Origin of the sequence: Oceanicaulis sp. LC35, from assembly GCF_052055585.1 — a bacterium.
Lineage (GTDB): Bacteria > Pseudomonadota > Alphaproteobacteria > Caulobacterales > Maricaulaceae > Oceanicaulis.
In genome coordinates, this window is record NZ_CP170485.1 from 1,551,302 (window position 1) to 1,562,497 (window position 11,196).

Below are 11,196 nucleotides of genomic sequence, written 5' to 3' on the forward strand. Positions count from 1 at the left end.
CAAGATGGCCGCTTTTCCCACCACCCGTATGCGCCGGATGCGCGCGCATGACTGGTCCCGCCGCCTGATGCGCGAGAATGTGCTGACGCCGAACGACCTGATCTGGACGCTGGTGGTGTCTGACAAGGCGGGCCCCGTCGAGCCGGTCGCCTCCATGCCCGGCGTTGACCGCCTGAGCGTGAAAGCGGCCGCCGATGCGGCCCGCCGGGCGCGCGATCTGGGCATCCCCGCCATCGCGATTTTCCCCCATGTCGACCCGTCCCTGAAAGACGAGAACGGTCGCGAGGCGGACAATCCGGACGGGCTGGTGGCGCAAGCGATCAAGGCGATGAAGGACGCCGCGCCGGAAGTCGGGATTATCTGCGATGTCGCGCTCGACCCCTTTACCGATCACGGCCATGACGGGCTGATCGAGAACGGCGTCATCCTTAACGACGCAACGGTCGAACGCCTGTGCAGCCAGGCCCTGATGCAGGCCGCGTCCGGCGCGGATGTGGTCGCCCCGTCCGACATGATGGATGGCCGCATCGGCGCGATCCGGGAAGCGCTCGACTCAGAAGGCTATGAGGACACGATGATCATGTCCTACGCCGCCAAATACGCCTCGGCCTTCTATGGCCCCTATCGTGACGCCATCGGCACCGCCGTGGCGCTGCAGGGCGACAAGAAGACCTATCAGATGGACCCCGCCAACACTGATGAAGCGATCCGTGAGGTCATGCTCGATATCGATGAAGGCGCGGACATGATCATGGTCAAACCGGGCCTACCCTATCTCGATATCGTTGCGCGTCTCAAGGCGACCTTCGAGATGCCCACCTATGCGTTCCAGGTGTCCGGCGAATACGCGATGATCCAGGCCGCAGCGCAAAACGGCTGGATCGACGGCGAGCGCGCCATGCTGGAAAGCCTCTTGGCGTTCAAGCGCGCGGGCGCTGACGGCATTCTGACCTATTTTGCTCCGAAAGCGGCGGAGCTGCTGAATGGCTAAGCGTCCCGAAACCCTCGCCGCCCAAGCGCTGCACCAGACCGATACCGAAACCGGCGCGGTAATCCCGCCCATCCATCCCGCGACGACCTTCATGCGCGACGAGAAAAACGCGCTGGTGGGCGAGATGGATTATCGCCGTCCCAAGGGCCCGACCGAAGTGCAGGCCGCCAAGGTGCTGGCGGCGCTTGAGAACGCAGCGGATGCGCGCCTGTTCAGCTCCGGCCTCGCCGCGATCTCAGCCGTGCTCGATACGCTCAAGGTCGGCGCACATGTGGTGGCGCAAACCGAGATGTATTACGGGGCCAAGAAGCTCCTGCATCATTTCGCCTCCAAAGGCTTGATCTCACTGAGCTTCTTTGAGCCCCACGACATGGCGGGCCTGAAAAAAGCTGTCCAGCCGGGCCGGACCGAGCTCGTCTGGATCGAGACGCCCGCCAATCCCAGCTGGGCCGTGGTTGATATCGCCCTCGCCGCCGAGATCGCCCATGAAGCCGGGGCCATTCTGGGCGTGGACAGCACCTGCGCCCCGCCCTGCACCACGCGCGCGCTGGATCTTGGCGCTGACCTCGTCATGCATTCGGCGACCAAATACCTCAATGGTCATTCCGATGTGCTGATGGGCGCGGTCGTCACCAAAGAAACCAATGCGCGCTGGGAGGCGCTCTGCGCAGGTCACAGCCTGTCCGGCGCCGTTCCGAGCGCCTTTGACAGCTGGCTGATGATGCGCGGCCTGCGCACCCTGTTCGTGCGCTATGAGCGCCAGAGCAGCAACGCCATGAAACTCGCCCTGGCCCTGCAGGAGCATAAAGGCGTCAGCCATGTGCTCTATCCGGGCCTTGAGAGCCATCCGGGCCACGCTGTCGCAGCACGTCAGATGACGGGCGGCTTCGGCGGCCTTCTGTCGATCCGGCTCAAGGGCGGCGCAGAGGCCGCGCGCAAGCTGTGCGCCTCAACGAAAGTCTTCCTGCAAGCCACCTCGATTGGCGGCGTGGAAAGCCTGATCGAGCATCGCAAGCCCATTGAAGGCCCCAGCAGCCCGACACCAGACGATCTGGTGCGCCTGTCTTGCGGGATCGAAGCGGCGGACGATCTGATCGAGGATCTAACCGCAGTGCTAGACAAGCTCTAGTCCACACGCCCGATCGGCGGGATCGACCATTTGAAGATGATGGCGCAGCCCCGCAGCACGAACGCAGCGAGGGCGGCGCCGACCGCCGCCGGTCCTGTCGGAACATCCAGAGACACCGCCGCCACATAGACTGACGCCCCGAACAGCGCCGCGAGCGCATAGACATCCGCGCGCAGGATCAGGGGCACGTCATTGACGATGATGTCACGCACCAGACCGCCAAAGGCCGAGCTCATCACCCCGGTCACCAGCGCGATTGTCCAGTGCAGCCCCGCCGCCAGACCGGCCTGCGCGCCCAGCACACAGAAGACCGCGAGCCCGGCGCCATCCGCCCAGACCAGCGCGCGATAGCGCGCGCCCTCTTCCCCGCGCACGAGTTCAGAGCCGTAATAGCCGATCACCCCGCCCGCGAGCGCAAGCAAAAGATAGTGCGGCGCCTCGATCCAGTAGACCGGCAAGCGGCCAAGCAGCATGTCGCGCAGCGTGCCGCCGCCCATGCCCGTCACAGCGCCGATCACCGCCGCGCCGAACGGATCCAGATGCTTGCGCGCGGACAGGATGCCGCCCGACAGGGCGAAGACGAAAATGCCGATATAGTTCAGCGTCAGGAAGACGAGCGCGACATTCATAGCTGCACACCCTCGCCGCCCGTGGCTGCAAAATGCGCCGCCAGTGCGGACAGGATCACGATCATGGTGATCCACACGCCCGCATTCACATAAACCGACCGCTTGGCCGAACGGCGCTCAAGCCAGGTGCGCGGCCTGACGCCCTTGAAGTAATAGACCATGAGCGCGCTGAGATTGACGGCTACGACGTTGATCGACAGCAGCAGCGTCGCACGCCCCGCCAGCTCCCAGGCGCCGCTGCCCGCGAGAAGGCCCGCAGCAGAGGCCGGCGGCAACAGCGCCACCGCCACCATCACGCCCACCAGAGCCGCCGGCAGGCCCGTGGCGATCGACAGCGCGGCCGCCGCACCTGCCGCCAGGGCGAGCGCGGCGGAATCCGGGCCCACAACCGTGCGGCTCATCAACTCGTCTGAATACAGGTTTGGCTCATAGATCAGACCGACCGCAAAACTGAGCGCCAGGCCGAAAGCCAGTCCCGTCACGGCGGTCTTGGCCGCCTTGAGCATCAACGACAGATCCCCGAGAGCCGAGCCAAATGAAAACGCCAGGATCGGCCCCAGAAGCGGCGCGATCACCATGGCCCCGATGACCGCGGCGACGTTATCGGCGGACAGGCCGAACACCACCACGACCGTGGAGAGCGCCGTCAGCATCAGGAAATCAGAATTGATCTCCGCGCCCTTGGCGATGTCCTGATACATTTCCTCACGCAGCGCCAGTCGACGCTTGGTGCGTGTGTCTTCATCGGGATTTTCCTCAAGACGCGGCACGCTGGCCTCGATGGGAATGACCACCAGACGCCAGTTCTGCTCGCCCTCCAGGATCGCCTGAACCGCATCAATGGCTTTCTGACCGTCGCCATCGCGGAAAGTCAGACGCAGCAGACGCTTGCCCTGATCATCCGGCTCGGTCAGGCGATGATCGAGCGGATCGGTCTTCAAGGTCGCCTTCAGGATCGGCTGAACCTTCTCGCCATCAGGAAAGGTGATCTCAATCAGGCGCATGAGCGTCAGGTCCGATCCGCGTTTTCAAGCCGGGCGATCAGGCTGGACGTATCCCAGCGACCGCCGCCCATGGCCTCGATCTCGGCATAGAACTGATCGACCAGAGCCGCGGCCGGAAGGCGCGAACCATTGTTTCGCGCTTCTTCGAGCGCAATGCGAAGATCCTTTCGCATCCAGTTGACCGCAAAGCCAAAATCAAACTCACCATTCGCCATGGTCTGCCAGCGATTTTCCATCTGCCAGCTTTGCGCTGCGCCCTTAGAGATCGCAGAAATCACCGTTTCCGGATCCAGACCTGCGCGCTTGGCGAAGTGCAAACCTTCCGCCAGTCCCTGCACCACGCCCGCAATACAGATCTGATTGACCATCTTGGTCAGTTGGCCTGCGCCCGCCGAGCCGGCATGAACCATCGCCTTGGCATAGCACTCCATGATCGCTTCAGCCTTGACGAAAACGTCAGGCTCGCCGCCGCACATAATCGACAGCTGGCCATTTTCCGCCCCGGCCTGACCGCCAGACACCGGCGCATCCAGGAACCCGATCCCCATCGACTTGGCCGCGTCAGACAGGCCGCGGGCCAGCTCGGCGGAGGCCGTCGTATGATCCACCAGCACTGCACCCGCTTTCATGGCGGGCAGCGCCAGCTCCGCCACCACGCGAACATCCGGGTCATCGCCCAGGCACATGAAGACGCAATCTGCATCGCTGACGGCGGCCTCGACGGCGTCACAGGCCTTGCCCGTGTATTTCGACGACCAGTCGGTCGCCTTGGCCGCCGTGCGGTTCCAGACCCGAACGTCATGCCCGGCCTGGCTCAGATGGCCCGCCATCGGAAAGCCCATCACCCCAAGGCCCAGGAATGCAACAACCGCCATCTTACGCTCCTTCAAGGCCGCTTCCGGCCAGCTGTTCACCCAGGCTGCGGGTCTTGTCCGCGATCACATCGCCTGTGTGTTTGGTCTCGACCGGTTCGACCAGCATCACCCAACATTCCTGTTCCGCCACAGGATTATGCTGCACGCCGCGCGGGACGACATGCATGTCGCCTTCATTGAGGGTGATCGTGCGATCCTCATACTGCATCTCTAGCTGCCCCTTCACGATGAAGAACAACTCGTCCTCCTGCGCATGATCATGCCAGACAAACTCGCCCTTGAGCTTGGCGAGCTTGACGTACTGGTCGTTGACACGCGCGATGACACGCGGCGACCAGTGCTCACGGATCTGAGCAAATTCGGCTTCTAGGCGCTTGACGTCAGCAAACATGGTCTGGCTCTCAAATCTGCTTGTAGCCCGAACGAACAAACACCAAGGCATCTGCGTCGCGCGGGCGATCCGCATTCAGGACTTCGCCGATAATGATCTCGTGATCCCCGCCCGGCATGACCGCATGACGACGGCATTCAAACCGCGCTATCGCATCCTGAAGGAGCGGCGCGCCATTGCCCGCAGGCGTCCATTGCCCGCCGCTAGCCTCAAGATCGTCATTGCGCGCGCAGGCCGCAGACAGATCGGCCTGATCCGCCGCCAGGATGTTCACCGCGAAGTTTTCAGCGCCCAGAAAGCGATCATAGCGATGGCTGTCCTTGGCCAGCGACCACAGGATCAAGGGCGGATCGAGGGAGACCGAGGCGAAGGAATTGATCGTCATCGCCCGCGCAGCGCCCTCATCCATGACGGTGATCAGCGCGACTCCGGTCGGAAATCGGCCCAGGCAATCACGGAACTCGCGCGCGAAAAGTGACAAATTTCACTCCTGATTCGTTTTGACAACGCAGATTTAACCCTGTTGCGCCAAGGTGTCCGCCAGAAATGCCGAAGGTGGGTGGATATGAGCTCGGATCAACCGATCGTCATCAAGAAAGTCAAGAAGGGCGGCGGCCATGGTCACCATGGCGGCGCCTGGAAGGTGGCCTATGCGGACTTCGTGACCGCAATGATGGCCTTCTTCCTCATGATGTGGCTGATCAATAACACAGAACCTGAACAACGTCAGGGCATCGCTGACTATTTCGCCCCTGCCAGCGTCAGCCGGACGACCTCCGGTTCGGGCGGAGTTCTGGGCGGCACGAGTTTTGGCGATGACGGCGCACGCGGTTCCGGCTCCTCATCTATCGTCGAACGCCTCGCCCCCCGCTCTGAACAGGATGTCTCTCGCGAGCAGGAAGCCGATCAGGCGTCCGGCGCAGCGGGCGGCGAACCGCAAGCCTCGTCCGATGCGCTCGCCAGCGCAGTCGCGCGCCGTGAAGCCGCCCAGTTCGCCAGCGCCGAGCAATCCCTGCGTCAGGCGCTTCAGGACATGCCCGAACTGGCCGAGCTGTCGCGCCATGTTCTCATCGAGGAAACGCCTGAAGGCCTGCGCATCCAGCTGATCGACCAGGAAGGCCGCTCCATGTTCGAGCCGGGCGCCATCGAGCCCAACAGCCGCGCCCGTGTTCTCCTGCGCACGATTTCTGAAATCGTCCTGCGCCTGCCGAACCGGATCACCATTTCGGGCCATACCGACGCCAGCCCCGCGCCCGTCGGCGGCGTGTCGAACTGGGAACTGTCCTCAGCGCGCGCCAACGCGGCCCTGAACATCATGACCGAGGCCGGCATTCCCGATCACCGGATTGCGGAAGTCCGCGGCAAGGCGGGCGCTGAGCCCCTCTTCCCGGATGATCCCTATCTGCCCGGCAATCGTCGCCTGTCGATCACGCTTCTGCGTGAAGCGCCGGCCATCCCGCCGGGACACTCACTCTAGTCTCCGACACCTCATCAGCCCGGATGCAGCGGTTCACGCTCGCATCCGGGCGCAAAGACGCTAACCTGCAGGCTTTGGCGCGAATCCGCGTGCGGCATGAGTGACAGGTATGGACGATCTTTCCGTCCTTTCGGACTGGCGGATGTGGGCGGTCTTGCTCGGCGTTTGCGGGGCGATCGTTTTCTACTGCTGGGAAAAGTTCGCCCTCGAGCTGGTATCGGTGGTGATCCTGTGCGTCGCCCTGGTCTTCTTCGAGTTCTTCGGCGCCGAAGATGCGCCAAGCGCCGCCAACTTGCTGGCGGGTTTCGCCAATCCGGCGCTTTTGACCATCATGGCGCTTCTGGTTGTTGGCCAGGGCATTTTTCATACCGGCGCGCTGGATGGTCCGACCCGCACGCTCCTGTCCATGTTCGACGTGCGCCCCAAGCTGACGATCATCACCCTGTTCGCGCTGGTGTTCGGCGTTTCCGCCTTCATCAACAACACCCCTGTCGTGGTGATGTTCATCCCCATTCTGGGCGCTGTGGCCGCCCGTATGGGCGGTTCAGCCTCCATCTTCATGATGCCGCTGAGCTTTGTGTGCATCTTCGCCGGCATGACGACTTTGATCGGCTCGTCCACCAACCTTCTGGTGGCCGACAGCCTTCTCGCCGCGACCGGAGAGAAACTCGGGTTCTTTGAACCCGGGCGGATCGGCATGATCCTGTCCGCTATCGGCATTCTCTACATCACCTTCATCATGCCGCGGCTCCTGCCAGAGCGTGAAGAGGAGGATGACGAGAAAAGCGGCTCTCCCGGCAAGCAGTATATCGCCCAGATCGAGGTTACGGCGGGCCATCCGATGATTGGCGCCAAGCCCGTCGCCGGCATGTTCACCGAACTTGGCGACATTACCGTGCGCATGATCCAGCGCGGCGAGGACGCCTTCCTGCCGCCCTTTGACGAGATCGAGCTCAAGCAAGGCGATCTCATCATTATCGCCGCCACCCGCAAGAAACTCACCGAACTGCTTTCAAGCCGCGCCGAGTTTGTCGAGGGCGTGCTGCGCTCGGCGGGTCCGGCGGATCTGCCGACCCGGGGCGAGCGACTGGCGCTGACCGAAGCCGTCGTATCGCCAGGCTCCCGTCTGATCGGGCGCACTGTCCGTCAGATCGGTTTCCGTCATGCCGTGGGCGCAATCGTGCTGGGCGTCCAGCGCCGCTCGCGCATGATCCGCGCCAAGCTGGGTGAAATTCGCCTTGAAGCAGGCGATGTCCTGCTGTTGTTCGGCGGCGCCGACGCCATGCGTCGCTTGCGACTGGACCGTGACGTCCTCCTCATGGACTGGGCGACATCTGACCTGCCTGACATTCGCAAGGCCTCCATAGCGCGCCTTATTCTGGCGGGCGTCATACTGAGCGCCTCAACCGGACTGTTGCCCATCGTCGCCGCCTCGCTGATTGGCGCGGCGGCCATGATCGGTACGGGCTGTCTGAATGTGCGTCAGGCCGCCCGCGCGTTCGACCTCAAACTCTATCTGCTGATCGGCTCGGCGTTTGCGCTGGGCACGGCCATGGAAGCCACCGGCGGAGCAACGGTGCTGGCCATGGGGGTAGTGCACGTCTTCTCGCCACTTGGCACCACTGCGTTGATCTCCGCGCTGTTCTTCCTGGTAATGGTGCTGACCAATGTGCTGTCCAACAATGCGACCGCCATTCTCTTCACGCCGATTGCGGTGACGGCGGCCAATTCGGTCGGCGCTGATCCGCACCTGTTCGCGCTGACGGTTCTGTTCGCAGCCAATACCTGCTTCGCAACGCCGATCGGCTACCAGACAAACCTTTTAGTCATGGGACCGGGCAAGTATCGGTTCGCGGACTTTTTCCGCGCTGGCGCACCGCTTGCCATAGTGACATGGCTGGCGTTTACGGTTTTGGTGGCGATCAGTTTCACGCTGACCTAGCTCAGGTTAGACTGGCTCGACTCGTAATTCGCAGAGGATGTCCGTGACCCGCCCGTTCGCCACCCGTCAATTGCCGTTCTTCCTGACGGCGCCGACGCCCTGTCCCTATCTTGAGGGCCGGTTGGAGCGGAAGATTTTCACGCGGGTGGACAGCGATCAGACAGCGCATCTGAACAACATCCTCACCCATGCGGGCTTCCGGCGCTCTCAGTCCATTCTCTATCGTCCGGCCTGCGAGCTGTGTTCAGCGTGCAAGTCGGCGCGTATTCCTGTCGCTGACTTTGACGCCTCGCGCACCCAACGCCGTGTTCTCAAACGCAATGCAGGTCTGTTGAGACTGCCGCGTCCGGCGGAAGCCATGCCCGAGCAGTTCGCCCTGCTGAGCCGTTATCTCAACACCCGTCACGGTGACGGAGACATGGCCGGCATGGATTTCTTCGATTTCGCCTCGATGGTCGAGGACGGGTCGGGGCAAACCGAAATGGTGGAGTATCGCGACGGCGCAGGACAGCTGATCGCATGCGTCCTCGTAGACCGGCTGATCGACGGCTTTTCACTGGTCTACAGCTTCTTCGCCCCCGAACGCGCCCGGGACTCTCTGGGCGCGTATATCATTCTCGATCATATCGAGCGTGCGAAGGCGGAGAACCTGCCGTTCGTCTATCTGGGATACTGGGTGCAAGGCAGTCCGAAAATGGACTACAAAGCGCAATATAAACCACTTGAAGTGCTTGAACCTGAAGGCTGGCGCACCTTGGAGCCGCCCGGGGACACGTACGATTGAACTGACGCACAAGCGGATGAGACCTGAGCCATAATCAGGCCGTCCACAGGGGGAGGAACCATGGATCGTCGTACATTTCTGTCCGGCGCGGCGGTGGTCGCCGCGGGCGCTGCATCGGCCTGTTCACAGGAGAACGGGGCGCAGAGCGCTCCTGCCGCTCCAGCGGTAAACCGCAATCGCACGCGTCGTTTGCGTATGGTCACCACCTGGCCGACCGGTTTCCCCGGTCTGGGCTCCGCCGCGGAACGCACAGCGCAATTCATCACCGAGATGACGGGCGGCGCGCTGGAGGTCGAGGTCTATGGCGCGGGCGAGATCGTGGGGGCGTTCGAAGTCTTTGACGCGGTCTCAAACGGCGTCGCGGACATGTATCACGGCGCAGAATACTACTGGCAGGGCCGCTCCCCGGCGTTCAACTTCTACTGCGCCGTGCCCATGGGCATGACCGCCCATGAAATTATGGCCTGGGTCGAATATGGCGGCGGTCAGGAACTCTGGGAGGAACTCTCCGGCCAGTTCGGCCTTATCGCGTTCCAGGCGGGCAATTCCGGCCACCAGATGGGCGGCTGGTTCAAGCGCGAAGTGAATACGGTTGAAGATTTCCGCGGCCTGCGCATGCGCATACCGGGACTGGGCGGCGCTGTGCTGCGCGAATTGGGCGGGGCCGCCGTGGCCCTGTCGGGCGGCGAGATCTACCAATCACTGCAATCGGGCGCCATCGATGCGACCGAATGGGTCGGCCCGTGGAACGATCTCGCTTTCGGCTTCTATCGTGAAGCGCCCTATTACTATGGTCCGGGCTTCCATGAACCGGGCTCTGCGCTGGCCGTCGGCCTGAACCGGGGCGTCTGGGATTCCCTGCCCGCCGATCAACAGGCCGTCATCCGCGCCGCTGCGCGCGCCGCGAACAACCAGTCCCTCGCCGAGTTTACCTATCAGAACGGTCTCGCCCTGCGCACTCTGACGGGCGAGCACGGCGTCCAGCTACGTCAGTTCTCCGAGGAGATCTGGCGTGAAGTGGGGCGCATTTCCGAAGCTGTTGTCGCGGACACTGCGAACGCGGATCCGCTCAGCCGTCGCGTCTATGAGAGCTATCGTGAGGCGCGTCGTCTGGGGCGGGATTGGGCGAATGTGTCTGAAGCGCCCTACTATCAGAACCGCGAACTCGTGCTTGGTCGCTAGACCATGAACCGCGCAGATCAATTGCTGATCGCCGTGATCGTGATCACGGCGATCATGCTTGGACTGGATGGCGTCAGCGGCGGCGCTGTAGGCGCGCTGGTCGACGCGCATCTACGCGATGCCGCCGCGCTGGCCGGAACCGTGCTGGGCTGGGTGGGGCTCGGATTGAGCCCGTTACTGCTGGTCGCCCTGCTTGGCGCGCTCTATGGTCGCTTCAAGGGTCTGCCCCATCCTGTTTCAAACTTGCTGCGGCGCCTGATCGCCATACTGGATGCGATCTCGCTGACCGTCGGCGACATGGTGCGCTGGGCGGCGTTGGGGCTGGTGCTGGTGACCGGGCTGATCGTCGTGCAGCGCTACGTCTTCGGCGTGTCGATCACCAAGCTGCAGGAAAGCGTCATCTATCTGCACGCCATCCTGTTCCTGCTCTCCAGCGCCGCAACGCTCTATCATGGCGGTCATGTGCGGGTGGACATCGTCTATTCCAAGCTGTCTGAACGCGGCAAGGCGTGGACGGATTTGCTGGGCGTCTATCTGGCGCTCATCCCGATGTGCTGGCTGATCCTGATGACCTCGGAAAGCTATGTCGGAGGGGCCTGGCGCATTCTCGAGCGTTCGCGTGAGAGCGACGGCCTGCCGCTGGTCTTCCTTTTGAAAACCGCCATCCCCCTCTTCGCCGTGATGATGATCGCGCAGGGTTTCGCCATGGCGTCGCGCGCCGCTTTGACACTGTCCGGGGAGACGCCGCCGCCTACCACCCATGATGACGCAGAACATGAGCTTTAGGGGCTA

Annotated in this window: 12 protein-coding genes; 7 read left to right on the forward strand and 5 right to left on the reverse strand. The window is 63.0% G+C overall.

What is annotated here, in order from left to right; all coding sequences use genetic code 11:
- Window positions 1-4 precede the first annotated feature (4 nt).
- Window positions 5-991: a porphobilinogen synthase gene (gene hemB / locus ACFELO_RS07345; RefSeq protein WP_440959879.1), complete on the forward strand. Its 987-nt coding sequence runs from the start codon at window positions 5-7 to the stop codon at window positions 989-991.
- Complete coding sequence (locus ACFELO_RS07350; RefSeq protein ID WP_440959880.1) at window positions 984-2,120, forward strand: trans-sulfuration enzyme family protein; 1,137 nt, start codon at window positions 984-986, stop codon at window positions 2,118-2,120. The genes hemB and ACFELO_RS07350 overlap by 8 nt, the downstream gene beginning before the upstream one ends.
- On the opposite strand, the gene ACFELO_RS07355 is transcribed toward ACFELO_RS07350, so the two are convergent.
- From ACFELO_RS07355 to ACFELO_RS07375, 5 genes are read right to left on the reverse strand one after another with little or no spacing between them, the layout of a single operon-like run.
- The gene (locus ACFELO_RS07355; protein WP_440957129.1) at window positions 2,117-2,749 is read right to left on the reverse strand and encodes a trimeric intracellular cation channel family protein; all 633 of its coding nucleotides are present in this window, start codon (window positions 2,747-2,749) and stop codon (window positions 2,117-2,119) included. The two genes, ACFELO_RS07350 and ACFELO_RS07355, sit on opposite strands and share 4 nt — an antisense overlap.
- Window positions 2,746-3,753 carry a TIGR00341 family protein gene (locus ACFELO_RS07360; protein ID WP_440957130.1) on the reverse strand — a complete coding sequence of 336 codons (1,008 nt, stop codon included), beginning with the start codon at window positions 3,751-3,753 and terminating at the stop codon, window positions 2,746-2,748. The genes ACFELO_RS07355 and ACFELO_RS07360 overlap by 4 nt, the downstream gene beginning before the upstream one ends.
- 5 nt (window positions 3,754-3,758) lie before the next feature.
- Window positions 3,759-4,628 (reverse strand): NAD(P)-dependent oxidoreductase, encoded by an 870-nt coding sequence (locus tag ACFELO_RS07365; protein WP_440957131.1) that lies wholly within the window; start codon window positions 4,626-4,628, stop codon window positions 3,759-3,761.
- Between the two features lies 1 nt (window position 4,629).
- On the reverse strand, window positions 4,630-5,019 hold the full coding sequence (locus ACFELO_RS07370) for a cupin domain-containing protein (protein ID WP_440957132.1): 390 nt from the start codon (window positions 5,017-5,019) through the stop codon (window positions 4,630-4,632).
- A 10-nt stretch (window positions 5,020-5,029) separates the two neighbouring features.
- The gene (locus ACFELO_RS07375) at window positions 5,030-5,500 is read right to left on the reverse strand and encodes a flavin reductase family protein (RefSeq protein WP_440957133.1); all 471 of its coding nucleotides are present in this window, start codon (window positions 5,498-5,500) and stop codon (window positions 5,030-5,032) included.
- An 84-nt stretch (window positions 5,501-5,584) separates the two neighbouring features.
- Here ACFELO_RS07375 and ACFELO_RS07380 point away from each other — a divergent pair, with 84 nt between their 5' ends.
- The 5 genes from ACFELO_RS07380 (at window position 5,585) to ACFELO_RS07400 (ending at window position 11,190) form a co-directional block, all read left to right on the forward strand.
- Window positions 5,585-6,496 (forward strand): flagellar motor protein MotB, encoded by a 912-nt coding sequence (locus ACFELO_RS07380; protein ID WP_440957134.1) that lies wholly within the window; start codon window positions 5,585-5,587, stop codon window positions 6,494-6,496.
- 109 nt (window positions 6,497-6,605) lie between these two features.
- Window positions 6,606-8,438: an SLC13 family permease gene (locus ACFELO_RS07385; protein ID WP_440957135.1), complete on the forward strand. Its 1,833-nt coding sequence runs from the start codon at window positions 6,606-6,608 to the stop codon at window positions 8,436-8,438.
- A 37-nt stretch (window positions 8,439-8,475) separates the two neighbouring features.
- Complete coding sequence (locus tag ACFELO_RS07390) at window positions 8,476-9,222, forward strand: arginyltransferase (RefSeq protein WP_440957136.1); 747 nt, start codon at window positions 8,476-8,478, stop codon at window positions 9,220-9,222.
- 60 nt (window positions 9,223-9,282) lie between these two features.
- The gene (locus tag ACFELO_RS07395) at window positions 9,283-10,404 is read left to right on the forward strand and encodes a TRAP transporter substrate-binding protein (protein WP_440957137.1); all 1,122 of its coding nucleotides are present in this window, start codon (window positions 9,283-9,285) and stop codon (window positions 10,402-10,404) included.
- Between the two features lie 3 nt (window positions 10,405-10,407).
- A complete protein-coding gene (locus ACFELO_RS07400; protein WP_440957138.1) occupies window positions 10,408-11,190 on the forward strand; it encodes a TRAP transporter small permease subunit in 783 nt (260 codons plus the stop codon).
- Window positions 11,191-11,196: the final 6 nt, after the last annotated feature.

Bases quoted from the DNA above. Each gene is read 5' to 3' on its own strand.
- hemB (WP_440959879.1), top strand. From the start codon at position 5: ATGGCCGCTTTTCCCACCACCCGTATGCGCCGGATGCGCGCGCATGAC.
- ACFELO_RS07350 (WP_440959880.1), top strand. From the start codon at position 984: ATGGCTAAGCGTCCCGAAACCCTCGCCGCCCAAGCGCTGCACCAGACC.
- ACFELO_RS07355 (WP_440957129.1), bottom strand. From the start codon at position 2,749: ATGAATGTCGCGCTCGTCTTCCTGACGCTGAACTATATCGGCATTTTC.
- ACFELO_RS07360 (WP_440957130.1), bottom strand. From the start codon at position 3,753: ATGCGCCTGATTGAGATCACCTTTCCTGATGGCGAGAAGGTTCAGCCG.
- ACFELO_RS07365 (WP_440957131.1), bottom strand. From the start codon at position 4,628: ATGGCGGTTGTTGCATTCCTGGGCCTTGGGGTGATGGGCTTTCCGATG.
- ACFELO_RS07370 (WP_440957132.1), bottom strand. From the start codon at position 5,019: ATGTTTGCTGACGTCAAGCGCCTAGAAGCCGAATTTGCTCAGATCCGT.
- ACFELO_RS07380 (WP_440957134.1), top strand. From the start codon at position 5,585: ATGAGCTCGGATCAACCGATCGTCATCAAGAAAGTCAAGAAGGGCGGC.
- ACFELO_RS07385 (WP_440957135.1), top strand. From the start codon at position 6,606: ATGGACGATCTTTCCGTCCTTTCGGACTGGCGGATGTGGGCGGTCTTG.
- ACFELO_RS07390 (WP_440957136.1), top strand. From the start codon at position 8,476: ATGTCCGTGACCCGCCCGTTCGCCACCCGTCAATTGCCGTTCTTCCTG.
- ACFELO_RS07395 (WP_440957137.1), top strand. From the start codon at position 9,283: ATGGATCGTCGTACATTTCTGTCCGGCGCGGCGGTGGTCGCCGCGGGC.
- ACFELO_RS07400 (WP_440957138.1), top strand. From the start codon at position 10,408: ATGAACCGCGCAGATCAATTGCTGATCGCCGTGATCGTGATCACGGCG.